Source organism: Paenibacillus sp. VT-400, from assembly GCF_001029205.1.
GTDB lineage: Bacteria > Bacillota > Bacilli > Paenibacillales > Paenibacillaceae > Paenibacillus > Paenibacillus amylolyticus.
Genome location: NZ_LELF01000047.1, coordinates 789,154 through 814,674, shown reverse-complemented (window position 1 = coordinate 814,674; position 25,521 = coordinate 789,154). Strand labels below are relative to the sequence as shown.

Here is a 25,521-nt window from a genome sequence, read left to right as displayed (position 1 = left end):
CATGGAGAAACGATATGTCATTCTTTGTTTATAGGGTTATATGTGCAATATGTGCAGGCGAATTATTAATATGGGACAGAGGTGGTTGTGAGGTGGAGGGAGTTATCTATCTAGATCATGCAGCAACATCTTGGCCCAAACCACCTGCTGTCGGTGATGCGATGTTGAGTGCATTGGAGATTGCCGGAGCCAATCCTGGCAGAGGAAGTCACCGTATGGCTGTTCAGGCAAGTCGTGTATTGTTCGAGGCGAGAAAATCCATATCCAATATTTTTGGAATCAAAAATGCGAATGATATTGCATTCGGATCAAATACGACAGAAGCACTGAATCTGGCGATTCAAGGCTCGCTCAGAGAGGGCGACCATGTGATTGCCACCATGGCTGAACATAACTCAGTCAGACGACCACTAGAGTATATGCGCAGACTCCGAAATGTGGAGATTGATTATGTACCTGTTGATGCTTCGGGAGCCATTGATCTGATGCAAATGGAACGTATGTTTCGTTCCAATACCAGATTGGTGGTATGTACACATAGTTCGAATCTGCTTGGCAGTATTCTTCCTATTGGAGAAATTTCGCTCCTATGTCGTAAACATCAGGCGATCTTATTGGTAGATGCGGCTCAGAGTGCTGGGGTTATGCCTGTGAGTGTACAACAATTGGGCATAGATATGTTGGCTTTTCCAGGGCATAAGGGACTGCTTGGTCCTCAGGGTACAGGGGGCTTGTACATTGCTCCAGAGCTCGATATAGAGCCTTTACTTCATGGAGGAACAGGAAGTCAGTCAGAAGCTGTAGAGCAGCCAAAGGTGCGTCCTGATCGGTATGAAGCGGGGACGCCGAATACAGTCGGGATCGCAGGGCTGAATGCGGGTGTGAAACATGTACTTGAGATGACACCCGCGTTCATCTACCAACATGAGTGGGAACTGACCCAACATATAATGGATGGGCTGTCATCCGTTAAGGGCATTCGAATGCTTGGTCCAGAGATTGGACAGCCACGCACTGGATTAGTATCTTTTACTGTAGAAGGGTATGATTCAGCACAACTGGCCTTCCGTTTAGATCGGAATTATGGGATTGCGGTTCGCTCCGGTTTTCATTGCACACCGCTTGCACACGAATCTGCTGGTACAACCGCTACCGGAGCAGTAAGGGCCAGTGTGGGGTACAATTCAACTAGAGAACATGTGGAAGCACTCGTTAAGGCAGTGTTGGAATTGACTGGGGCAGACTAGATTAGAGTTGAAATGATGAACTCATTTGATACAGGGTTGCTTGATTAAGCTTACGGATATCGGGTTGATTTATAATAAATGATAATATTACAGGACAGACGTTAATCTGATCAAAAATATAGAGGGGTAGTTGCAATTACATGGCTGAATTAAACGAGCTGATTCTGGAACAGCTGTTATGGATTATTGGCGGAATGGCATTACTTACGGTGATCTTGCTGATTGTGAGTATTGTTCAAGGGGCAAAGTTACGAAAGTTTAAACGTAAATATGAAGCCATGATGGCTGGCAGTGGAGTAGAGGACCTGGAATCATTGCTGATTAATCTGAAACTTCAGATGGACAGCATTGAGGATGAACACAAACTGCAAACGAATCAGCTGCAAGTTGTCATGCAAAAGCTGACCCGCATTCAAGGTAAAGTTGGCGTGAAAAGGTACAATGCTTATGGAGAGCGTGGCAGTGATCTGAGCTTCTCAATGGCCATGATTAACGATAGCCAGGATGGCATGATTCTTACGGGGATATATAACCGTGACGGTTCTTATGTATATGCCAAACCTCTTAAAGGGGGAGAGTCCACGTATACTCTGTCCCCAGAGGAAAAGGAAGCTATTACTCTGGCACAGCAAGCAGAGTAGAACGTGTATGCCATTCCCGAATGGCCGAGTATAGACTGCTGGAAATAATCTCGGACATGCGCATAACAAGACTGAGCCGTGTGTTCTGTAGAACAAAGTATTCCATAAAGCCGCCGACGTTAACGATACCTGTCAGATGGATATCGCCGACCGGCGGTAATTCTTTATTTACCCCCGCACCCGGCTTGAGTGGACCATTCACAACTTGAATGCATCCCACACTGGATGATTGACCGAGACAGGCGTCAATGCCAATCACATAAGGGTTATGGTGTGTTTTCTGTATGTTGTGGAGTGTATCTTGCAGGTTCATCGCATGGACTGGTTCATCCAAGGTACCATATAGATGGAATAAAGGGCTGTCCCACTTGGAAAGGGCTGATCCGACCAGAGGACCAAGGCAGTCGCCTGTTGAGCGATCTGTGCCGATGCAGACAATCACTACATTTTGCAGAGAATGGGCTTTATAGAGGTGAAACATTAAACGATGGGTAATGGCCGAATGAATACCTGGATCGGTATGGGGGATTTTCAAACTGGTCATGTCTTGTGATGAAAAGGAACGCGAAGTAGGATTCATAGGATCTATCCTTTCCCTTGGAATAGTAGTAACAGTATATGGAAAGGTAGAGCGTTTTATACTTCGAGAGGACAAGCTTTTTCTCTAGGGTTGGACGTATGGTGAAAGGAGCCGAACATGGACGAATGGATTAACGATTGGATGCTGATTGCATTTGATTCAACCCAGCAGGCACTGCGTGCTGAAATGCTGCTGGAGTTTGCTGAGATAGAGATTGATTTGTTCCCTACACCAAAAGAAATTACAGCAGGGTGTGCGTTATGTATTCAGTTTCCAAAAGAGGATCTGGAGCGAGTGCAGAAGATCATTCGTAATGAGTTCGTAGAGATCCGAGGCCTCTATTTCAAAACAGAAGACAGCTATGATAACATACCGATGTAGAGGAGGGATGATGAATGTTGTCATTTCAGTTTGCTCAAGGGACTACAGCTAGTGGTGCCGCAACCGCCGTTGGTGAAGCCCTTCGTTGGACGGATAAAGTCTGGAACAAAATTGCTGATCCCGATATGTGGCTTAACATCATGTTCAGCTCAATCCGGATTATCATTATTTTTATCATCACCCGTATTGTCATTAAAGTAGTCTATCGAATTATAGATCGTTCCATGGAACGCAAGCAGGAAGGCAAGATTCGCGTGAATCCGCGCAGGTTCGTAACCGTAGGGGAACTGTTGAAAAATGCGACCTCCATAACATGTAATTTTATTATGATTCTGCTACTGTTATCTGAGATCAATATCCAAGTTGGACCGCTACTCGCGAGTGCCGGTGTGCTCGGGCTTGCCATTGGTTTTGGTGCACAGGGTCTGGTCAAGGATGTTATTACCGGTTTCTTCATTATATTGGAGGATCAGTTCGCTGTGGGGGATGTTATTCAGACAGGAACCTACAAGGGAACGGTTGAAGTGATCGGACTTAGAACTACCAAACTGGTCAGCTGGCAAGGTGAAGTGCACATTATCCCAAACGGGGCGATTGCAAGTGTAACGAACTACTCCATGTCGAATTCGTTGGCTGTAGTGGATATTCCGATGAAGGCGGACTTGAGCCTTGATGAGTCGGTACACCTGGTGAAAAAGTCTTTGGTTGGGATTGAAGAGCGTGACCTAAATATTGTGAAGGTGCCGGATGTACTCGGTATACAGTCGATGTCTACATCTGAGTATGTGGTGCGAATTGTGGCTGAATGTATGCCTAACTCTCGTGCTTCGGTGGAACGTCAGATTCAGGGCGATGTGAAAAAAACGCTGGAGTATCATGAGATGAGCAATCAAGCCGTATTGGAACAGGCAGTAGCTTTGGAGAAAGATGAGGGGGATGGCACAGGTGGAGCGTAAAAGTTTCCAGCTTGGGGATATCGTGCAGATGAAGAAGCAACATCCCTGTGGCAGCAATGAGATGGAGATCATTCGTATGGGTATGGATATTCGGATTAAGTGTGTCGGATGTAAACACAGCGTGTTGATTCCAAGAGCGAAATTCGAGAAAAACATGAAGAAGGTACTGCGTTCAGCCGAGGATTCCACTGAATCCTGAGCTTGCAATAATTCGGTATGCAGTATGCGTAATAACGTTTACATGCAGGCTCCGTATGAGTGTTGCGTTCTGTAAATGATCATGCTATAATCAATATTGCTGCGGAAAGGTACCCAAGAGGCCCAAGGGGGCTGACTCGAAATCAGTTAGGCGTGTCACAGCGTGCGTGGGTTCGAATCCCACCCTTTCCGCCACTTCAGTTGTAATTTACTCAATACACATTGAGTTTAATAAAAAGATCGATAAGAAGACTTTCCATTAGGAAAGTCTTTTTTTGTATAACGTTTTATTGAATATGTATTGAACATGTATCCATATCAGATGCATCATTAATGACTCGAACGAAAAACAAAGAGCCCCGAAGGGCTCTTTATCCGGCGGTGCATTTGTTTGTTAGGAAACAATCGGTCGTAACAATCAGACACTTGGTGTACTGCACGTAGCAATACGCGTGCTTCAGACGAAGGGCCTTACTACACATAACCACTTGCTTCTTAAATTACGTGATGAATCTCCAACAGCGAATGATCGGCTTCGTTGTCCAACGGAACCACACCTCTCTCGTGCACCGCCTGATTGTATTATGTGCTTTATTCCGTTTTATATACATCGATCGTAAAAAAGTATTGCGATTAATGGACGCGGGCTTTGGTCAGCTTCTTCCACTTGCGATTATGATTGCTTGTTTCGGGAAAAGCTTCACCTTTTTGCAGCGTTACCCGCTTTGGGTTCTGAATTTCCGTGACAAAGCTTTTTTCCCCAACTTCCGTGTACTCTCCATCGTTTGGGGCTTTGTCTCCTGGTTCAAACTCGGTTTTTTCACCCATGATAAAACCTCCTCTGCAGATTATGTTACTTTGTTGCTTCTGTAGTGTGCTCCATAGCCGGGCTGATCATGTGCCAATATGTACAGGGAACGTTTGCTTGCACTTTGACTCGGTATTTGTTATATTAATATAGTTCGAGTTTGTGCTCGTTCCTTGCTCTCAACCTAGATTGAGGGCCAGAGTCCATAAGGAGGTGAAAATTATGCGCAAATATGAAGTGATGTACATTATTCGTCCTGACATTGAGCAAGAAGTTGTTCAAGCTACAGTCGATAAATTCCAAGGCATCATCTCCAACGGCGGTGGTGAAGTTACAGCTCACGACGTTATGGGTAAACGCCGTCTTGCGTATGAGATCAAGAAATTCCGTGATGGTTTTTATGTTCTGGTACATTTCACTGCTGAACCAGCAGTTGTAACTGAACTTGAGCGTCTCATGAAGATTTCTGACGAAGTAATTCGTTATCTCATTACCAACGACGTTAAGTCTGCTTAAGACTACTCGTGATTAACGCACCAATACGCTCTGAAGGAGGGGATTACATTGTTGAACCGTGTCATTCTGATCGGACGGTTAACCCGGGATCCTGAGTTGCGCTACACTCCAGCAGGAGTGGCAGTTACGCAATTTACTTTGGCAGTAGACAGACCGTTTACAAGCCAAGGGGGAGAAAAGGAAGCCGATTTCATTCCGGTCGTAACCTGGAGACAGCTTGCCGAGACCTGTGCGAACTACTTGCGCAAAGGACGCCTGGCTGCAGTCGAAGGACGCATTCAAGTACGGAACTACGAGAATAACGAAGGAAAACGTGTATACGTGACCGAAGTCATTGCCGATAATGTCCGTTTCTTGGAGTCAGCTAACCGTGATAATAGCGGTGGCGGCGGTGGGCAACCAATGCGTGAAGAGCCTTCTTATGGAGGCGGCGGACGCGCGAACAATAACAATAATTCGCGTAGCAACAATCAGGATCCTTTTTCCGATGACGGAAAACCGATTGATATATCGGATGATGATTTGCCATTTTAACATGAACTGATACTCTTAGGAGATATGGGTTACATGATAGGAAAGGACTGAAAAGCATGGGCTTCAAGCAAAGAGAAGGCGGAGACAACGATAAAAGACCGGCACGTCGTGGCGGCCGTAATAAACGTCGTAAAGTGTGCTTCTTCACAGCTAACAAAATTACTCACATCGATTATAAAGATACGGACTTGCTTCGTAAATTTATCAGCGAACGTGGAAAAATTTTGCCACGCCGTGTAACAGGTACTAGCGCTAAATATCAACGCATGCTGACGATTGCAATCAAACGCTCCCGTCAAATCGCATTATTGCCATACACAACTGAGTAGTTTTTACTCAGCTTGCATACGAAGCAGTCGGCTTATAGCCGGCTGCTTTTTTGTATATATCAATAGAAGTAATAGAAATAACAGATCCACTCTAACAAATGGAACAATTCAATACTGTGGTGATAGAAGCATTCAAGGCTCAAATGAATTATAATAGAGTCTAATCTACTGAAAAGGTACAGGCAGCAGGAATAGCTGTTTATTTCAGAATAAACACCAGGAGTGGATATGAATACATCAAAACGTAAAGGCAAACAGAGAAAAAAGAGAAGTCTAAAAACCTGGATTATAGCTACTCTTTTACTTTCCATTATATATGTGTGGTTACAGCAAAAAGGTGATATAGATAATATGTGGCCCGGGACAACAATCCAAGAAGCTCTGCCAATCACCGGCCTACATCCTGTGGTTGCAGAGAATGAGAAATTATTGGTACGTAAGGCAGCTAGACGTGGAATAGAGATTGTTATCACCCACGGTTACCGAAGTTCTGAGGAGCAAGATGCACTATTCAACCAAGGACGCTCAAGCGCAGGCAATATCGTTACTAATGCGCGTGGTGGTGAGTCATATCATAACTACGGATTAGCAATTGATTTTGCATTGAGGACGCCTGAGGGTGATGTGGTGTGGGATATGGAACGGGATGATAACGGCAATGGCAAGGCAGACTGGATGGAAGTTGTGGACCTCGCCAAAGAGTTAGGTTTCACTTGGGGTGGAGATTGGGCAAACTTTCCGGACTATCCTCACTTGCAGATGGATTTTGGTTTGAGTATTAATGAGTTAAAACGTGGTAAAAGACCTCCTGACTCTCAGTAAAAGGTGTTATATATACACTTAAATGAATAATTATTAGATAAGCTCTGCATTATGCAGGGCTTTTTTCTTTCTTTTGTAAAATAAATGATAAAAGATGACAATTTGGTCTTTACATTAGCAAATAAATAAAACTATACTAGATTAACTAGATTTTTTACTTTGATCGCACATATTATTTCAATTGTAAGCATAACGGCTCTGATTAAATAAAATTTAGCTATAGATCGAGATATAATCATCACTCATATATGTAACATTTACCTCACGCAAAATTAAGATTGTCTACTTAATACAAAGCATACACATACACTAGATGTAACTAGTATGTTATGTATATGTTATTTTGACCAATTGCCTATGTATACCTCACAGCCAAAAACAAGATAACGCCTCTCAAATTCCCTGCTATAAGCCTTTATAGTATTACTAATATCCAAATCTGTAGTATAAAAAACATTTATACCAAAAATCTCAAAATAAGCATTGACGTTAGCTAAAATTACACGTATGATTACATTAATTATTTTGATATATAATTCCGCTAGGAATTATCAACATTAATTGACCAATGGTCTAAATATAAGTCTCTTAAACTTGTTTCTCCTAACAATTTGGTATTTTGTATAAGCTATTGTTCGTTATCTTCAAGAACTTGGAAATATACAGTGGATGCATTTCTACACACGAATACAATCTACGGAAATTATGGGGTTAGGGTGATTGATTTGAATACAGAGCTATTGGAAGTCAGAAATCTAACAACATCATTCAGAATTGAAGATGACTATTATGCAGCAGTGGATCACGTTAACCTTACGGTGAAGAAAAATGAAGTATTGGCGATTGTAGGTGAATCCGGGTCAGGTAAAAGTGCTTTTGCATTCTCTCTTATGGGTTTGCATAACAAAGCAAAGATCGAAGGCCAGATTCTCTATAAAGGACAAGATATTGCCAACATCTCCCCAAGCAAGTTAAACAAGCTACGCGGCAAAGAAATGGGCATGATTTTTCAGGACCCATTGTCCGCACTAAATCCTCTAATGATTATTGGTGAACAGATTGAAGAGATTCTCACACTTCATCAGTCCAAGCTGTCTTCCAGAGAGAAGAGAGAAAAGGTCATTCACTTATTGAATCAGGTAGGGATTCCACGTCCCGAACAAATATACAAGCAGTATCCCCACGAACTATCTGGTGGTATGAGACAGAGAATTGTTATTGCCATTGCGATTGCCAACAAACCGGAATTACTCATAGCCGATGAACCAACGACGGCGCTTGACGTTACGATTCAACTACAGATTCTGGAGCTGATCCGTGATCTGAAGAGTGAAATTAACGCAGGCATTATTCTGATTACACATGATCTGGGTGTCGTTGCTGAGATGGCTGATCGCGTAGCAGTTATGTATGCAGGTGAAATTGTTGAAATCGCAGATATCTTCACATTGATGAACGATGCGAAGCATCCATATACCCGCTCATTGTTGAACTCTATTCCCACCCTGTCTGAAGAAAGATCCAAATTACATGTCATCCAAGGCATCGTACCATCACTCAAAAATCTTCCTCGCAAAGGGTGCAGATTCAAAGCCCGAATTCCATGGATTAGTGAATCGGCTCATGAAGAGAACCCACAGATGCATGAAATTGCACCAGGTCACTTTGTACGGTGTACCTGTTACCAGCACTTTCATTTCCCTGACCAAAGCTGAGGAGGAATAACATAATGGCATTACTCGAAGTAGAAGGGCTTAAGATACACTTTCCGATTCGCGGTGGATTGCTTAAACGGGAAATTGGCAGTGTAAAGGCTGTTGATGATGTTAGCTTCTCCATTGAAGAAGGACAGACCTATGGTCTGGTTGGCGAATCAGGTTCAGGAAAAACAACAACAGGCAGAGCCATTATTGGGCTAAACCATGTCACTGACGGAAAGATCCTGTTTAACGGCAAAAATCTGGCTACGGAGCGACGTAAGAACAGGCAGCTCCAGCGGGATGTACAAATGATTTTTCAAGACCCATATTCATCACTGAATCCAAAGAAGCGGGTTATCGATATTATCGCTGAGCCGTTCCGTAACTATGAGCGTCTGACAGCTACCGAGGAAAAAAGACAAGTAAGAGAATTACTTGAAAAGGTTGGCCTGAGTCCGGAATCAATCTACAAATATCCGCATGAATTCTCCGGCGGACAGCGTCAACGGATCGGCATTGCACGGGCTATTGCACTGAAGCCGAAGCTAATTATCGCGGATGAACCTGTATCTGCACTCGATGTGTCGGTACAGGCTCAGGTACTCAACTTCATGCAGGAGATTCAAAAAGAACTAAATCTGACCTATCTGTTCATCAGTCACGATCTCGGCATCATCCGTCATATGTGTGATCAGATTGGAATTATGTATAAAGGTCGATATGTGGAACAGGGCACAACAAATGATATTTTTGAGAATCCGCAACACATCTATACCAAACGTCTCATTGCAGCCATTCCGGATATGGACCCAACCAAACGAGAGGAAATGGTAGCCTTCCGTCAACAGGTCAAATCCGAGTATGAACATTCATACCGAAATTTCTTTGATGAGGAAGGGCTTGCATACTCGCTCAAATCCATTTCCGATACTCACCGAGTAGCTCTACCTCAGAAAGGTTGAAGGCCATATGTGGAAAACGATAGTACGCAGAATTATCATAATGATCCCTCAGATCTTTTTACTTAGTCTTTTGGTCTTTCTGATGGCCAAGGCCATGCCGGGCGATGCACTAACGGGATTGCTTGATCCAAGCGTTGATCCCAAAGCATTGGAAGCCCAGCGAGAGAGATTGGGATTGAATAATCCTTGGTATGTGCAATATTGGGACTGGATCAAAAACGCCATCCAAGGTGATTTTGGGCAATCCTTCCGTTTCAAAATGCCGGTTACCGACTTGATCGGTCAGCGTGTAGCAAATACATTCTGGCTCGCACTGGCGACACTTGTACTGACTTACCTGATCGCTATTCCACTGGGTATCATCAGCGGTCGTTACAACGATACCTGGTCTGATCGGTTGATCACGGGATACACCTATCTGGGGTTTGCCGCACCATTGTTCATCTTCGCACTGGTGATGGTATGGATCTTCGGATTCCACTTCGGCTGGTTCCCGACAGGAGGTAGCGTTGCGCCAGGACTTACACCAGGCACATTCAGCTACGTAATGAGTAAGTTCTATCATCTATTATTGCCGGCACTATCCATGGCACTGATTACAACGGTATCTACGGTTCAATATTTACGTAGTGAAATCATTGATATCAAGCATAAGGAATTCGTTATTACTGCCAGAGCCAAAGGTGCCTCGGAATCTCGGATCTACAACAGGCATATCTTGAGGAATTCACTATTACCTATCGCCGCGTTCTTTGGATATGAGATCACAGGACTTATCGGAGGCACGGTATTTATCGAAAGTATATTCAGTTATCCAGGTATGGGGCAGTTGTTCCTGAGTTCCATCTCATTGCGTGACTTCAGCGTTGTGACTGCACTCGTATTGTTGTATGGCGTAGCTTCCATTCTCGGGGCATTGCTGTCTGACATAATTCTGGGAATTGTAGATCCACGTATACGGATCAAGTAAGAACTTGAAGATTTCGGGGTGAAAACAAGATGAGCAAGGCCAACGAGGTAGTTGTAACTTCACAAAAGGTTGATAAAAGCCCCTCCAGCTTGAGTATTTTATGGAGGGAGCTTGTCAGAGATAAGGTGGCACTAATCTCGCTCATTTTCTTGGGCTTGGTCATGTTGCTGGTATATGGCACGTCTCTCATTCTGAATCAGGATGATATCGTACGCGTGGATCTGTTTGCCTTATATGAACCACCATCCGCGAAATATTGGCTTGGAACGGACTATGGAGGTCGTGATGTATTTGGCCAACTGGTCATCGGTACACGTAACTCCCTGACCATTGGAATTATCGTAACGTTAATGACTGGCTTCATAGGTATCTTAATTGGCCTTTTATCCGGTTATTTCGGTGGAATGATAGACAACCTGTTTATGCGTGTTGTTGATTTCTTCATGATCCTTCCGATGTTGATGATTGTTATCGCGTTTGTTACGGCAGTACCGAAATACAATATCATCTCGTTCTCTCTAATCATGACGGCATTTCTCTGGATGGGTATCGCCAGGTTGATTCGCTCCAAAGCATTACAGGAACGGGAACTGGATTATGTAAAAGCTTCAAAAACATTGGGCTCTTCTCATCTGAAGATTATGCTCTCACAGGTTCTTCCGAATCTGAGCTCCATTATCATCGTAACGATGACATTGAATCTCGCTGCCAACATTGGCCTCGAATCCGGGCTGTCTTTCCTTGGGTTTGGTTTTCCCGAAAGTACGCCTAGTCTTGGAACACTCGTAAGTTATGCACGTAATCCGCAAACCCTGGAATCCAGATGGTGGATATGGCTACCCGCATCGGTACTGATTCTGGTATTGATGTTGAGTATAAATAATGTCGGTCAAGCCCTAAAGCGTGCGACTGATGCAAGACAAAGAAGAGGTTAAAAAAAGGGAGGAAAGGTTCATGAAAAAGGGATTATTTTCACGGGGACTATTTTTCACGATGATGTTGGTCTTTGTATTGGTGCTCGCAGCGTGCTCTGAGAAAGAAGCGGCTACTCCAGCTCCAGCTTCCAACACAGAAGAGGGAAAAACGGAGGAAAAACCTGCTAATGAAGAGGGCGTTTACTCCATTGATGACTTCAACAATGTCAAAACGAATGAGGGTACTGCGATCGAGGGTGGATCGATTACATTCGGACTTGTATCGGATACTGCTTTTGAAGGTACACTGAACTTTAACTTCTATTCCGGTAACCCGGATGCACAGGTTCTTCAATGGTTTGATGAAGGCTTGCTGACTTGGGATAAAGACTATGTGTACACCAATGATGGTGCTGCAACATATGAGACTTCCGAAGATGGCAAAACGTTCACACTAACCATTCGCGACAATGTAAACTGGCATGATGGCAAGCCGGTAACGGCTGAAGATCTGCAGTTTGCTTATGAAGTTATTGGTAACAAAGCGTATGATGGTCCACGTTACGACTCCAACTTCACTAGTGTAGTAGGTATGGACGAGTATCATGCTGGAAAAGCAAAAACAATTTCTGGTATTAAAGTGCTGAGCGACAAACAAATCAGCATTACGTATAAAGAATCTACTCCGTCCCTGCTGACAGGTGGCGTATGGACGTATCCTCTGGCTAAACATATCTTCGGTGATATGGATGTAGCAAAAATGTCTTCTTCCAAAGAAGTACGTGAAAAACCAATTGGTTTTGGTCCATTTAAAGTGGATGTGATCACTCCAGGTGAGTCTGTAACTTTTGTTAAAAACGATGACTACTGGCGTGGAGCTCCAAAACTGGATGGTGTAACTCTGAAAGTTATCAACCCGACAACGGTTGTTCAAGAACTGAAATCTGGCGGGGTAGATCTCGTGGATGCATTCCCGACAGATCAATACAAAGACAATGCTAACCTGTCCAACGTAGAATTCCTGGGCACAATCGATCGTGCTTATACGTACATCGGTTTCAAACTGGGTACGTGGGATGAAGAGAACGGAAAAGTTGTAAGCAATGCCGAAGCAAAAATGGGCGACAAAAACTTGCGTAAAGCCATGTGGATGGCTGTAGATAACGATCAAGTTGGTAAACGTTTCTATAATGGTCTGCGTTGGAATGCAACAACCCTGATTCCACCGTCTCACCCAGAATTCCATGATTCCAACAATCCGGGTGTAGCATATGATCCAGAAGCAGCGAAAGCATTGCTCGACGAAGCTGGTTACAAACTGGATGGTGAATTCCGTACAAATCCGGATGGAACACCACTCGAAATCAACTTTGTATCCATGACTGGTGGCGACACAGCTGAACCTTTGGCTCGTTATTATGTTCAATCATGGGCAGCTATTGGTTTGAAAGTAAACCTGGAAATGGTTGAGTTCAACAGCTTCTATGACCGTGTAGGTAACACAGGTAAAGATGATCCAAACATTGATGTGTATCAAGCAGCATGGGGCGTTGGTATTGACGTAGATCCATCTGGTCTGTATGGCCGCGATGCACTCTACAACTTCTCCAGATTCTCCAGCGAAGAGAATGACAAATTGCTGGCACAAGGTATCTCTGCTGAAGCATTTGATGTAGACAAGCGTAAAGAGATCTACAATCAATGGCAACAATACATGGTAGATGAAGTTCCTGTATTCCCTACACTGTATCGTGCAGTTGTAGCACCCGTTAACAAACGTGTAATGAACTATGCGATTGGTGATGGAACAGGCGTTTACCTGAGCGACCTGCAAGTTAATGCAGACAAAGCAGTTGTAGCTCAGTAAAACATTCTTAAATTAGCAGCTGTAAGGATTGGGGTCCTTTAAGAAGCCGGTTGCTAGATTATTAATGAAGAATTCTCCTGGGAAAATGAATAAAAAGTGTCTTTAAAACATGGATTCTGTACACTCTGGCATGGGTGTATGGGGTTCATGTTTTTTTTGTAACCAAAAAATAAAAAAAATTTAACTTTTTTTCAAAAAAGTGCAGACAAAATGCCTCTTTACTTCGTCTATATAGGTAAGAGGTGATCATCTTATGAAAAAATGGTGGAAACGGGCAGGTATGCTGCTGGCTCTCTTGCTTATTATATATTTGGGTGTGAAACCGGACATGCTGGTAGGCAAACCGGGAATTAAAGCTGAATCTGCGGTATTAATGGATATGAACTCTGAACAGATCTTAATGGATTTTAACGGCTCCGAAGAGATTGCTCCGGCAGGCGTCAGTAAGTTGATGACAGAACTGTTAGTGATGGAGGCCGTGATCAATGGGGATATAGGGTGGAATGATCTTGTTAATGTGAGTCTGTATGCCAGCTCCGTGGGGGGCAGTCAACTGACCCTGAAACAGGGAGAGCAGTTCACCGTTCAGGAGTTGTTCGAGATCGTAGCTGTCTATTCAGCCAATGATGCAACTGTTGCTCTGGCTGAACACATCAGTGGTACAGAGCAGAAGTTTGTGCAACAGATGAATCAGAAAGCAATTCAGATTGGGCTGTCGGAGGATACACAATTCACGAATTCAACGGGCCTCAGTGAAAAGCTGCTTGGTCCTAACCGTCCGATGGATATACAAGGGCAGACCTTAATGACGGCTATAGATGCATGCAAGCTTGCGCGATATTTGCTGAATAACCATCCCGAGATTTTAAGAATATCCAGTCAAATGCAAGTATCAATGCACCAAAAAGGGATGTACATGAGTAACACGAACTGGATGTTGTCCTCCATTGGTGGGCCGTATGCTTACGATGGGAATGACGGATTAAAGACCGGGTATGATGAAGATTCCGGATATCATTTTGTGGGGACAGCTGAACGTGATGGCAAAAGACTGATATCAGTTGTATTTGGAACAGATACTCGTGAAGGGCGTTTTGTGGAGACTCGGAAGTTATTCAACTATGGGTTTTCGGGAAACCGAGTCAGACCAGATTATTGAAGCATTACGCAAGCGTTAGTACGTTAGATAAGATATGAGGGCTGTCCGCAGGTTCGACTGAACATGTGGTACTCTATTTTATCGAATCTGAGGTAAATTGATCCATATAACCATATTATTAAATTGACATATGGTTTTCTTTTGTTTTAAAATGACCAGTGAGTCATTATTATTCAACTCGGTTTAATATATATGTACCAAACCAACTGTACGATACTGAATTTACGATCTGATCGGGAGGTAATTTGTGATGCAAAAACAAATGAAATGGCCGCTAATCCTGTTCGCCATAGGGGTATTTATGGCTGCGCTGGATAACGGGATCATCACCTCTTCACTGACCACCTTAAATGCATCATTTGGTGTGTCGCCAACATGGGGAGCATGGACGATTACGCTTTACACGCTTGGGCTTGCGGTGAGTGTACCTATTGCGGGCAAACTGTCGGACCGTTATGGTCGCAAGAAGCTATTTTTGATTGAAGTGGCGTTGTTTGGGATCGGGTCTCTGCTCGTTGCGCTGAGCACATCATTTACCTTTTTCCTGATTGCTCGTGTCATTCAAGCTTTGGGCGGTGGTGGGATTTTTATCATTGCCAGCTCATACGTATTAAGCAAGTTCCCGGCGGAGCGACAAGGTACAGCCTTGGGTCTGCTGGGAGGGATGAATGGTGTTGCCGCTATCTTGGGACCCAATGTCGGTGCTTTTATACTGGACCTTACGGGCAACTGGCATTGGTTATTCCTGATCAACGTGCCTATCGCCATACTGCTGTTCATTGCAGGTATTCGATTCATTCAGGAAGAGCAGGAACTGAACCGTGCAGCAGTGGACTGGAGCGGTATTGCTGTCCTAACGTTGGGTGTACTCAGTTTAATGTATAGCTTCAGCAATCTGGACGGTGTGAACATGCTTCAAAGCCTGGGATCACCGATGTTCTACGGTTTCTTCTTGGCAGGTGTAATCATTCTGGTGCTCTTTTACTTCATGGAAAAAAGGCTGGAAGGATCTGAACGTGAACCTGTTGTATCGACACAGCTTCTGGGCATTGCGTCCTTTCGCTGGACGCTGTTGATTGCCTTTTTCTCCGGAGCCATTCTGGCCTCGGTGATCTTTATTCCCGGATTTGTTGAGCAATATCTCGGCGTATCCAATACGGCTTCCGGGTACTGGTTTACTCCGCTTGCGCTGGCATCTGGCATCGGGGCAGGTGGAGGTGGATACCTCGTTGACCGCAAAGGTCCAATCTGGACGTTATCGGTTGCGGGGCTGTTATCTGCCATTGGATTCCTGCTGTTCCCGCTATGGGTGGAGCATATCTGGCAATTTGTCATCGCGAGTACACTCGTAGGTATCGGTTTCGGCATGATGCTTGGTGCGCCAGTTAACGTACTTGTCACGGAACAGGCGGGGGAGAACAACAAAGGCATCGCGGTAGCGACCAGTTCGTTATTCCGCCAGATGGCGATGGCTATTGCACCTACGATTTTCGCTGGATTCCTGGCACGTTCTTTCATTAATCTGGGATCTAACATTCAGGCAGGATTCGCTGACAAAGGAATTCAGGTGCCTCCGGAGATGCTGGAGCAATATGCCTCGGGTGGAGCATCAGGGAGTGATGTATCCAGTCTGACAGAGGGCCTGTCCCAGATTCCTGATGCAGGTATCCGTGATGTGTTGCTCCAGGCAGTGCATCAAACGACAGGGCAGGGTTACAATGGCCTTTTCTGGTCTGCGGTGGTATTCAGTGTGCTTACGCTGGTAGCTGCGCTTATAACGGGACGTCTGCGTCAAAAAGAGAAGAGCCAACATGTAGAAAGTATATCCACAAACTGATTCGATAACGTTAGAAATGAAGAGAACAGTGTACCTTTTGTAGCTAAAAAGGAGTCGCTGTTCTTTTCAATTTAACCGGATTGTAACTTTTCTTGCTCCTGCAATGATTACAATAGAACGAGCGTAAGCGGTGTCTTGATTCCAGAGAGAGAAAACTTCAGAGAACACCGAGTCACAAGGCATCCCAGACGTTTAATTGGTATTATGGATTATCATTTTGATAGTGAAGAAGGAATCAATGGATGAAAAGCAGAACTAAGGATAAGAAGAAGAAAAGAAGAAAAGGCCTATATATAACGCTCGTTTCACTTGTTGTTTTGTTAATTGGAGGTTATTTGTTCCGTCAGCAACTGGCTGTAGCGGCATTTGATCTGTTTCTCGCCGGTTCGGTAGAAGATCAGTTATCCCGCTCTTATGTACCGCAAGAAGGCAACAACACGCCTGATCCAACGGTATACCGTAAGGAACCTTTCTCCGTATTACTGCTCGGTTCGGATAAACGCGCCTATGAGAAGACGCGTGGACGTTCCGATACCGTCATCTATGCTGTAGTTCGTCCCAAGGAATCCCGTGTGCTGTTGGTATCCATTCCACGTGATACGTATGTGCAGATTGTAGGACGGGATGCCAACAAGGACGGCGAAGATGATTATGATAAGCTGGCGCATGCCTATGCTTTTGGTGGGGAGAATATGTCCATCAATACGGTGGAGAAATTTCTTGATGCTGATGTGGGTTATTATGCAACAATCAACTTCGACGGAATCAAAAAAGTGGTTGATGCGCTTGGTGGTGTAAAACTGCCAATCGATGAGGACATTGTGAACAAGAATCCGGATCACGTGCAGTTCACGATTGAAGGTGGTAAGCCGATCTATGACGGGCAGGAAGCACTGTATTATGTAAGATACCGTGAGGATAGCGATTTTAATCGTACCAAGCGGCAGCAGATTTTCCTGAACGCGATGGCGAATGAGATGCTGAATTTGAATCAAATCGCCAAAATTCCGGAACTGATTCAGATCATGGGAGACAGCTTCCAGACGGATATGCGAGCTTCTTTCATTATTGATCTGGCCAAACAAGTGCTTACTCAAGAGAAACCGCAGATTTCAAGCTTCACCATCCTGGGTGAGGGAATGAAAAAAGACGGTATCTATTATGGTCAGGCTGACGAGAAAGATGTTCAATATGCCAAAGAGCTGATTAACAACTGGATGGATCAATCGACCCCAGCCGGTGAAGTCATGATCCCTGACCGGCAAAAGATTGAATAACCAATTCCATACCAATGATGTGTTGTAGACCACAATCAGCAGTACGTTTATTCGCGGGCTGCTGTTTTTTTTCTTTGTATTGAGAACTATTATCCTTTTGGAACATCCTGCGTTCTGATCCGTATAATATAAGTTGAGCGAGATAAGTTGAACGAAGAAATTCACAAGGAGGATACACAAGGGTATGAACATCGCATTTTTTTTGCTACCCAAACAAGAGGTTACGTGCGTGACGTCGGATTCTACACTGCGGCAAACGTTGGAACGGATGGAATATCATCGTTTTACGGCGGTACCCATTTTGAATAAAGAGGGCAAATATATTGGTACGGTTACCGAAGGCGACTTACTGTGGTATATGAAGAATGCCGAGGGAAAGATTTCATTTGAAAACGCTTCAAAGTTCTTGCTCAAGGATGTTCCCCTTCGCTTGGATATTAAACCTGTATCCATTAACGCCAACATGGAGGACCTCATTAATCTGGCTAAAGTTCAGAACTTTGTTCCTGTGGTCGATGATATGGATCGGTTCATTGGTATTGTCAGACGGAGTCAGATTATTGAGTACTGCGAGGGCATTGTAGCCAAAGAATCGATCAAGGCTAAGTAAGGCTGTTACGAATTTAAACATTATTGTGTCATGATGGATAATCACAGCCGTCCGGTATCATGTTAAACTTAAGAAGTCCTGAATCAGGGGCGCATTCGAAGTTTTTTACAAATATATAGGTCGATAGGATGTACGGAGGACTCCGCATAAGTACCTGACATCAGTTTCGGAGAACTTCTCCGTTTTTTGGGGTAATTTTGCGGGCCCTCTTTTTATGCTATAATCGAGAATAAAGCTTTTTCGGGGGAGAGTGACTTTCGCCAATATGCCTAAAGAACTGGATGTAGCCAAACGCGCTAAAGTGATTGAATGGCTGAAAACCGAAGTGCTTGATCAGGTATCCCGATTATTCAAGGCGTTATGGGAAGGCAGTACAACTCGAATCGGGGACAGTCTTGCCAGTTTGATTATGAGTAGTTACATATTGGGCCGCAGGCTCGGTATTCCTTTCAAGGATCTGGATGCACTGCTAGTTGAGAAGTTGAAAAAGCATAAACAGGAAGGTCACCAGCTTGAAGACTGGTACCAGGATATTTCCTCGCTAGAAGATCATATGCGTAAGAGGTGAATTTGTTGAAATTTAGCTTTAAATCAGCTGTTTGGAGCGCAGTCTATCTGCTCTTGCTACTTTCGCTGTTAACTCCTTTATCGGTACTTGCCATATTTTTTATGATGATTCCGGGAGTTATTTTGTATGCTTCATTATCTTTAAAATCATTTATATGGCATCTCGTGCCCGTAGCCGTTATTTTGGTCGTATTCCACCCCATCTATCTGTTACTATTGCTCATCTTTACCCTGCCTGCAATCGTTATGGGTCACGCGTATAAAACACGCAAATCGGCCCTGTTCGCTCTGATGGCGGGAAGTGGCATGATGTTGGCAGAATACTTGTTGTTGCTCTTAGTCGGCAGTGTCATTTTCCAATTCGACCTGTCCAGTTATATTGAAGATGTGGTCAAATTGACCATTGAACCGTTAACCAATACATCGAATCAGATGATCAACGGTTTTGCATGGACACCTGAGATGACCGAGGATGTTGCCAAACAAACACAGCTTATGATTCCGTTTGCTCTCGTTGTCACATCGATGGTAATGGCCTTTATTACACACGCCATAGCTCGTCCAATTCTGAACGTGATGGGTGTGGTGGTATCGAAGCTTCCACCAGCGAGAGAATGGCGTATGCCGCGTGCATTGATCTGGTATTATTTCCTTGCTCTCTTGATCGAAGTGATCTCCAGACAAAGTGATGGAACATACTGGACCATGATTGCCATGAATCTGTCGCCGTTAATTAATCTGGGCTTCATGATTCAAGCGATCGGTTTCTTCTTCTTTCTCTCACATACAAAGAAATGGAATCCGGTTATACCATATTTCCTGGCGGCTGCGGTCTTCTTCATTGGTCCGCTTCGGATTATCGGAATTATCGATCTGGCGTTCCCGCTTCGTGAGGCAATATCGAAATCAAAACGATAGGGTGATGAGTCATGCCTAAATTTCTGAAGAAACGCTGGCACGGCTACTATACCGTATGGGCGTTCATACTGCTGCTGTTGCTCGTTATGTTCGTTACCATTTATAACTGGACGCTTGGTTTGATTAGTCTGATACTGGCTTCGGCGCTGGGAATCGTCATGATTAAGGCGGAGCTCGCGTTCCGCCGTGAGCTTAACGACTACATTAATGGCCTATCTATTCGGATCAAACGGATGGAGGGGGAAGCGGTCAGCATGCTTCCATTCGGAATTGTGCTGTACAGCGAAGATCGTACGGTAGAGTGGCATAACCGCTTTGTCGCGGAGATGTTCCAGGAGAAGACAATGGTGGGTAATCCGCTACTTAATATGTTTCCCAAACTTCCTCAGCCTAAAGAGAAGAAGGATGGGACGAAGGAACATTCATCCAAGGAGTTGCATGACGAATTCCAGTTGGATGATCGGCATTATGGAGTTATTCATAACCCGCAGGAGCGGTATGTATATGTATACGAGATTACGGAGCTAGCCATTCTTCGTGATAAATATGAAAATGAACGCCTTGCATTGGGAATTCTCGTTCTGGATAATCTGGACGAGGCTGCCCAAGGCATGGACGATCAACAGCGTACAGCGTTGATTGCCCGTGTGACCAGCGAAATTACGTCATGGGCCAAGCGGTACGAAGTGTACCTGCGCCGTCTGTCTTCTGATCGTTATCTGTTGATGCTGAATCATAAGTCTTTGCAGGAACTGGAGCAGAGCCGATTTGTCATTTTGGATGAGGTTCGAGAGATGACTGCTGACCTCAAAGTGCCAATGACACTCAGTGTTGGACTGGCGTTTGGATCGGATAGCATCAGCGAGATGGGAGAACTGGCACAGTCCAGTCTAGACATGGCACTTGGACGTGGTGGTGATCAGGCTGCCGTGAAGTCCGGACAACGCCTGTCTTTCTATGGCGGCAAGTCTAACGCAGTGGAGAAACGGACACGGGTAAGAGCCCGCGTTATTGCGCACGCGCTGCGTGATCTGATGCAGGAGAGCGATCGGGTGCTCATCATGGGGCACAAAATTCCGGATATGGACGCGATCGGCGCATCCATCGGAGTGTGGAAAGCAGCCAGTCTGTACAATGTGGAAGCACGGATTGTTCTGGATGGAGTGAATCCATCGATTGAACGCATGATGGAGCAAGTGAACAAGGACGAGAAGTTGTCCAAAGCATTTGTATCACCGGAACAGGCAACCCAGATGATGACCGAGCATACGTTGCTGGTGGTGGTGGATACGCATAAGGCATCCATGACCATGGAGCCGAAACTGGTACAGTCTGCTACCCGTGTCGTCGTTGTGGATCACCATCGCCGGGGCGAAGAGTTCATCAATGACGCAGTGTTGATCTATCTGGAGCCTTATGCGTCCTCTGCTGCCGAATTGGTAACCGAACTCTTGCAATACATTCATGATAAGGTACAATTCACTCCGCTAGAAGCTACGGCTCTACTTGCCGGGATTACAGTGGATACGAAGCATTTTGCATTGCACACGGGGTCCAGAACATTCGAAGCGGCAGGTTTCTTGCGCCGTAGCGGTGCGGACACCATTATGATCCAGCGGTTGATGAAAGAGGATCTGTCAGAATATATTGCTAAGGCAGAAATCATAAAGCATGCTAAAATGGTATATGGAAACATTGCGCTGGCGGTCACAGACCCTGGCAGCAAGATTTCACAGATGATGATCGCCCAGGTGGCGGACACATTGCTGAACATGACTGACGTGGTCGCTTCATTTGTGATTAGTGAGCGTCCGGATGGACTGATTGGCATCAGCGCGAGATCGCTGGGGCGCATGAATGTTCAGGTTGTCATGGAACGACTGGGCGGTGGCGGGCATTTGACGAATGCTGCCGTGCAGCTTGAAGGAACGCTTGGAGAGGCAGAAAAACGGCTGACGAACGTACTGGCTGAAATCGAAAAGGAAGAGGGGCTGTTCGAATGAAAGTCATTTTTATAAAAGATATGAAGGGTCAAGGCAAGAAAGGGCAAGTGAAAGAAGTATCTGAGGGTTATGCACAGAACTTCCTACTGCCACGGGGAATCGCACGTCCAGCAACGGATGGCAACATGAAGACTCTGGACAACCAGAAGGCGGCTGAAGAAAGACTCAAACAGGAAGAAAAAGCAGAAGCGGAAGCACTAGCGAAGAAGCTGGAAGCAGAAGTAACTGAACTGAAAGCCAAGTCCGGCGAAGGCGGTCGTCTGTTCGGCGCAATTACCAGCAAACAGATCGCAGAAGCGTTGTCCAAAAAAGGTCTGAAAGTGGACAAACGCAAAATTGAGCTGGACGAGCCTATTCGTACACTCGGCGTAACGCAAGTAACTGTCAAGATTCACCCTGAAGTGAAGGCAACCTTGAAGGTACAGGTAACGGAAGAGTAAGATGGGCGGCGAAATGTCATTCGACCGGATTCCCCCGCAGAACCTGGAAGCCGAACAGGCCGTGCTGGGTGCAATCCTGTTGCAGGGTGAAGCCCTGATTACAGCGATGGAACGGGTGCAAACCGAGGATTTCTATGATAAACCCCATCAATTAATCTTCGAAGCGATGATCCAGCTTGGCGAGGGAAATCAACCGATTGACCTCGTGACACTGACTTCGCTTCTGAAGGATAAAGGTGAGCTGGAGGACATTGGGGGCGTTAGTTATCTGGCTAAGCTAGCCCATGGTGTACCTACAGCCGCGAACGTAGACTATTACGCTCAGATTATCGAAGAGAAATCGATGCTGCGTCGCCTGATTCGTACGGCAACACAGATCGTGAGCGAAGGATATACAGGCGGCGAAGATGTTGCAGCGATGCTCGGAGAAGCTGAACGTCGCATTCTGGAGATCTCCAACCGTCGCTCCAGTAGTGGTTTTATAGCCATTCAGGACGTACTGATGGAAGTATTCGATCGTGTGGAAACACTTCATCAGAATAAGGGTACAACGACAGGTATTCCGTCCGGGTTTATTGATCTGGACAAGATGACTGCCGGATTCCAGCGCAGTGACTTGATCATTGTAGCGGCCCGTCCTTCCGTAGGTAAGACAGCCTTCGCCCTGAATATCGCTCAGAACGTAGCCATTCGGGCCCAGGAGACGGTAGCCATCTTCAGTCTGGAGATGTCAGCTGCCCAGCTGGTGCAACGTATGATCTGTGCGGAAGCCAACCTGGATGCCAGCGTAATGCGTATGGGTGATTTCAAGGGAGATGAAGACTGGCAGAAGCTGACGATGGGTATTGCAGCTTTGTCAGAAGCCAACATCTTTATAGATGATACGCCAGGGATTACCGTAGCGGATATTCGTGCCAAATGCCGTCGTCTGAAGAAAGAGAAAGGCCTTGGCATGATCCTGATCGACTATCTTCAACTGATTAGTGGACGTGGTAAAGCAGGGGAGAACCGTCAACAAGAGGTATCCGAGATCTCACGTACACTGAAACAGATTGGCCGGGAACTGGAAGTTCCGGTTATTGCCTTGTCCCAGCTGAGCCGGGGTGTAGAGCAACGTCAGGACAAACGTCCGATGATGAGTGACTTGCGGGAATCGGGTTCGATCGAGCAAGATGCCGACATCGTAGCGTTCCTGTACCGGGATGACTACTATAACCAGGAGACCGAGAAGAAAAATATTATCGAGATCATTATCGCTAAACAGCGTAACGGCCCGGTAGGTACGGTAGAACTGGTCTTCCTGAAAAACTTTAATAAATTCGTCAATTACGAGAGGGCACACAATGATGCCTTCGCGATGTAATGGGCAGGTGCTGACGGCTTCGATCAAGAAGCCAGAATCGTCTGTCCCGAAGATCAACCATTAGAGCAACTGAACGCAAACATGTGTGATAAATACCAGATATAGATTCACATTGAAATGGGTATCCTTGAACCGGTGATAGCAGTCAAGCAAGCTTGGACTGAAGTCTCCGGTTTTTTGTGTTGAAATAATGGGTAAATCCCGAACATTACGGTTGTACTATATCTAATTGTTCGCCATTTGATTTGACTTTGAAAAAGGGTACTGGTACACTAATACTGCTGCGTTAAAGCAGCGAAAACCTTCCCTTGAATGTAACGGAAGGACATTTTTACTGTCCGTTAGCACGCTTCTCAGTCGGTTTATTGCGTAACATGCCTGCCGGGATAGAGGACGGACAGACCAATACAAAGGTGCGCAAGGCACCCACGGAGGAATGTTAACTATGTCAACGGTAGTTGTAGTGGGAACGCAATGGGGAGACGAAGGAAAAGGTAAAATCACGGATTATTTGGCGGAGAGCGCTGATGTGGTGGCTCGTTATCAAGGTGGTAACAATGCGGGTCATACAATTCTGATTGATAACAAAAAATATAAACTGACGATGATTCCATCAGGGATTTTCTACACGGATAAAGCGTGTGTTATTGGTAACGGAATGGTTATCAACCCGAAGGCACTCATCGAAGAAATTAACTATATTCATGACAATGATTTTACAACGAAGAACCTGTCCATCAGTGAGCGCGCACATATCATCCTGCCATATCACATGGTACTGGATGCACTCGAAGAAGAGAGCAAAGGCCCGAACAAAATCGGTACGACTGGCAAAGGAATTGGCCCATGTTACATGGACAAATCAGCTCGTATTGGTATTCGGATGGTTGACCTGCTGGATGCTGAAGATTTCGAACTGAAACTGCGTCATCTGGTCAAAGAAAAAAACCGCGTCATTGAGCAAGTCTACGGCGGCCAGCCTGTTGATGTGGAAGAGATTCTGCAAGATTACCTCGGATACGCTGAAATTCTGCGTCCTTACGTACGTGATACATCGGTTGTTCTGAACGAATATATTGATGAGGATAAAAAAGTATTGTTTGAAGGTGCACAAGGCGTTATGTTGGACCTTGATCAAGGAACTTATCCATTTGTTACATCATCCAATCCGTCCGCAGGTGGCGTATGTATCGGTTCTGGCGTAGGCCCGGCTCGTATTCAGCAAGTCATTGGGGTAGCAAAAGCTTACACAACCCGTGTAGGAGACGGCCCATTCCCTACAGAATTGCATGATGCAATCGGTGACCAAATCCGTGAGACTGGACATGAGTACGGTACGGTAACTGGACGTCCACGTCGTGTAGGTTGGTTCGATAGTGTTGTTGTTCGCCACGCGCGTCGTGTCAGTGGAATTACAGGTCTGTCCCTGAACTCTCTGGACGTAATGACAGGTCTGGAAACCGTAAAAATCTGCACCGGATACAAATTCCGCGGCGAGGTCATTACACACTATCCGGCAAGCCTCAAAATGCTGGCAGAATGTGAAGCAGTATACGAAGAGATGCCAGGCTGGAGCGAAGATATCACTGGAGCGAAGAAACTCGAAGACCTGCCAGTGAACACACAGAATTATGTAAAACGTGTTTCCGAACTGACAGGCATTCCAATTGCCATCTTCTCCGTTGGTCGTAACCGTGAGCAAACAAATCAAGTTCTTCCAATCTACGATTAATCGAAGAAATAGAGAGATTGTTTCTTGAATTATAAAATAGAATCCTCTGCCGACTTAGGCATGTTAAGCCTCCAGTTGTTGCTTTTATAGCGATGACTGGAGGTTTTTTGTATGTTTTTCGGATATAATCCCAAGATTTCCGTCAATACTGGTTAACAGTAGAGTCACAGACCCCGACATGCGCATGTTA

The 25,521-nt window shown here is 45.1% G+C and carries 26 protein-coding genes and 1 tRNA gene; 25 read left to right on the top strand and 2 right to left on the bottom strand.

What is annotated here, in order from left to right; genetic code table 11:
- Nucleotides 1-92: 92 nt before the first annotated feature.
- Together EL84_RS05860 and EL84_RS05855 are read left to right on the top strand one after the other, a co-directional pair.
- A complete protein-coding gene (locus EL84_RS05860) occupies nt 93-1,247 on the top strand; it encodes an aminotransferase class V-fold PLP-dependent enzyme (protein ID WP_036671880.1) in 1,155 nt (384 codons plus the stop codon).
- Nucleotides 1,248-1,387: 140 nt separating this feature from the next.
- A complete protein-coding gene (locus tag EL84_RS05855) occupies nt 1,388-1,888 on the top strand; it encodes a DUF4446 family protein (RefSeq protein ID WP_047841029.1) in 501 nt (166 codons plus the stop codon).
- On the opposite strand, the gene yyaC is transcribed toward EL84_RS05855, so the two are convergent.
- The gene (yyaC, locus tag EL84_RS05850) at nt 1,863-2,468 is read right to left on the bottom strand and encodes a spore protease YyaC (protein ID WP_036611957.1); all 606 of its coding nucleotides are present in this window, start codon (nt 2,466-2,468) and stop codon (nt 1,863-1,865) included. The genes EL84_RS05855 and yyaC overlap by 26 nt on opposite strands.
- 117 nt (nt 2,469-2,585) lie before the next feature.
- On the opposite strand from yyaC, the gene EL84_RS05845 reads away from it, so the two are divergent.
- From EL84_RS05845 to EL84_RS05830, 4 genes are all read left to right on the top strand, one after another.
- Complete coding sequence (locus tag EL84_RS05845) at nt 2,586-2,849, top strand: DUF3343 domain-containing protein (protein WP_017691427.1); 264 nt, start codon at nt 2,586-2,588, stop codon at nt 2,847-2,849.
- Nucleotides 2,850-2,863: 14 nt separating this feature from the next.
- Nucleotides 2,864-3,805, top strand: a complete 942-nt coding sequence (locus tag EL84_RS05840; RefSeq protein WP_152682965.1) for a mechanosensitive ion channel family protein — start codon at nt 2,864-2,866, stop codon at nt 3,803-3,805.
- Nucleotides 3,795-4,004 (top strand): DUF951 domain-containing protein, encoded by a 210-nt coding sequence (locus tag EL84_RS05835; protein WP_036611950.1) that lies wholly within the window; start codon nt 3,795-3,797, stop codon nt 4,002-4,004. Before EL84_RS05840 ends, EL84_RS05835 begins: the two co-directional genes overlap by 11 nt.
- Before the next feature lie 103 nt (nt 4,005-4,107).
- Nucleotides 4,108-4,198: transfer RNA gene (locus tag EL84_RS05830), tRNA-Ser, on the top strand.
- 438 nt (nt 4,199-4,636) lie between these two features.
- Here the strand turns inward: EL84_RS05830 and EL84_RS05825 are convergent.
- Nucleotides 4,637-4,831, bottom strand: a complete 195-nt coding sequence (locus EL84_RS05825) for a YjzC family protein (RefSeq protein ID WP_036671877.1) — start codon at nt 4,829-4,831, stop codon at nt 4,637-4,639.
- A 202-nt stretch (nt 4,832-5,033) separates the two neighbouring features.
- Between EL84_RS05825 and rpsF the strand changes: the two genes are divergently transcribed.
- The 19 genes from rpsF (at nt 5,034) to EL84_RS05730 (ending at nt 25,331) form a co-directional block, all read left to right on the top strand.
- Nucleotides 5,034-5,327 (top strand): 30S ribosomal protein S6, encoded by a 294-nt coding sequence (gene rpsF / locus EL84_RS05820; RefSeq protein WP_036611944.1) that lies wholly within the window; start codon nt 5,034-5,036, stop codon nt 5,325-5,327.
- A gap of 48 nt (nt 5,328-5,375) precedes the next feature.
- Nucleotides 5,376-5,861, top strand: coding sequence for a single-stranded DNA-binding protein (gene ssb, locus EL84_RS05815; protein ID WP_017691432.1), 486 nt, complete (start codon nt 5,376-5,378; stop codon nt 5,859-5,861).
- Nucleotides 5,862-5,917: 56 nt separating this feature from the next.
- Complete coding sequence (gene rpsR, locus EL84_RS05810) at nt 5,918-6,190, top strand: 30S ribosomal protein S18 (RefSeq protein ID WP_017691433.1); 273 nt, start codon at nt 5,918-5,920, stop codon at nt 6,188-6,190.
- A gap of 228 nt (nt 6,191-6,418) precedes the next feature.
- Nucleotides 6,419-7,012, top strand: coding sequence for a M15 family metallopeptidase (locus tag EL84_RS05805; protein WP_047841028.1), 594 nt, complete (start codon nt 6,419-6,421; stop codon nt 7,010-7,012).
- 725 nt (nt 7,013-7,737) lie between these two features.
- A complete protein-coding gene (locus tag EL84_RS05800) occupies nt 7,738-8,727 on the top strand; it encodes an ABC transporter ATP-binding protein (RefSeq protein ID WP_036612047.1) in 990 nt (329 codons plus the stop codon).
- A gap of 14 nt (nt 8,728-8,741) precedes the next feature.
- The gene (locus tag EL84_RS05795; RefSeq protein ID WP_047841027.1) at nt 8,742-9,674 is read left to right on the top strand and encodes an ABC transporter ATP-binding protein; all 933 of its coding nucleotides are present in this window, start codon (nt 8,742-8,744) and stop codon (nt 9,672-9,674) included.
- Between the two features lie 7 nt (nt 9,675-9,681).
- Nucleotides 9,682-10,644 (top strand): oligopeptide ABC transporter permease, encoded by a 963-nt coding sequence (opp4B, locus tag EL84_RS05790; RefSeq protein WP_036611942.1) that lies wholly within the window; start codon nt 9,682-9,684, stop codon nt 10,642-10,644.
- Between the two features lie 29 nt (nt 10,645-10,673).
- Entirely contained in the window at nt 10,674-11,579 is a 906-nt protein-coding gene (locus EL84_RS05785; RefSeq protein ID WP_036611941.1) for an ABC transporter permease, read from the top strand.
- A 19-nt stretch (nt 11,580-11,598) separates the two neighbouring features.
- Nucleotides 11,599-13,425 (top strand): oligopeptide ABC transporter substrate-binding protein, encoded by a 1,827-nt coding sequence (locus tag EL84_RS05780; RefSeq protein WP_047841026.1) that lies wholly within the window; start codon nt 11,599-11,601, stop codon nt 13,423-13,425.
- Nucleotides 13,426-13,678: 253 nt separating this feature from the next.
- Nucleotides 13,679-14,584 carry a D-alanyl-D-alanine carboxypeptidase family protein gene (locus EL84_RS05775; RefSeq protein WP_047841025.1) on the top strand — a complete coding sequence of 302 codons (906 nt, stop codon included), beginning with the start codon at nt 13,679-13,681 and terminating at the stop codon, nt 14,582-14,584.
- 250 nt (nt 14,585-14,834) lie between these two features.
- The gene (locus EL84_RS05770; protein ID WP_047841024.1) at nt 14,835-16,421 is read left to right on the top strand and encodes an MFS transporter; all 1,587 of its coding nucleotides are present in this window, start codon (nt 14,835-14,837) and stop codon (nt 16,419-16,421) included.
- A gap of 242 nt (nt 16,422-16,663) precedes the next feature.
- Complete coding sequence (locus EL84_RS05765; protein WP_036671869.1) at nt 16,664-17,698, top strand: LCP family protein; 1,035 nt, start codon at nt 16,664-16,666, stop codon at nt 17,696-17,698.
- A gap of 184 nt (nt 17,699-17,882) precedes the next feature.
- Nucleotides 17,883-18,308 carry a CBS domain-containing protein gene (locus tag EL84_RS05760; RefSeq protein WP_017691444.1) on the top strand — a complete coding sequence of 142 codons (426 nt, stop codon included), beginning with the start codon at nt 17,883-17,885 and terminating at the stop codon, nt 18,306-18,308.
- A gap of 265 nt (nt 18,309-18,573) precedes the next feature.
- Nucleotides 18,574-18,876, top strand: a complete 303-nt coding sequence (locus tag EL84_RS05755) for a MazG-like family protein (RefSeq protein WP_036611930.1) — start codon at nt 18,574-18,576, stop codon at nt 18,874-18,876.
- 5 nt (nt 18,877-18,881) lie between these two features.
- Complete coding sequence (locus EL84_RS05750; RefSeq protein WP_036612044.1) at nt 18,882-19,793, top strand: DUF2232 domain-containing protein; 912 nt, start codon at nt 18,882-18,884, stop codon at nt 19,791-19,793.
- 11 nt (nt 19,794-19,804) lie between these two features.
- On the top strand, nt 19,805-21,796 hold the full coding sequence (locus EL84_RS05745) for a DHH family phosphoesterase (protein ID WP_047841023.1): 1,992 nt from the start codon (nt 19,805-19,807) through the stop codon (nt 21,794-21,796).
- The gene (gene rplI, locus EL84_RS05740; protein ID WP_047841022.1) at nt 21,793-22,236 is read left to right on the top strand and encodes a 50S ribosomal protein L9; all 444 of its coding nucleotides are present in this window, start codon (nt 21,793-21,795) and stop codon (nt 22,234-22,236) included. Before EL84_RS05745 ends, rplI begins: the two co-directional genes overlap by 4 nt.
- Before the next feature lies 1 nt (nt 22,237).
- Complete coding sequence (gene dnaB / locus EL84_RS05735; protein WP_047841021.1) at nt 22,238-23,599, top strand: replicative DNA helicase; 1,362 nt, start codon at nt 22,238-22,240, stop codon at nt 23,597-23,599.
- A gap of 445 nt (nt 23,600-24,044) precedes the next feature.
- Nucleotides 24,045-25,331, top strand: a complete 1,287-nt coding sequence (locus EL84_RS05730; protein ID WP_047841020.1) for an adenylosuccinate synthase — start codon at nt 24,045-24,047, stop codon at nt 25,329-25,331.
- The last annotated feature ends 190 nt before the right edge of the window (nt 25,332-25,521 follow it).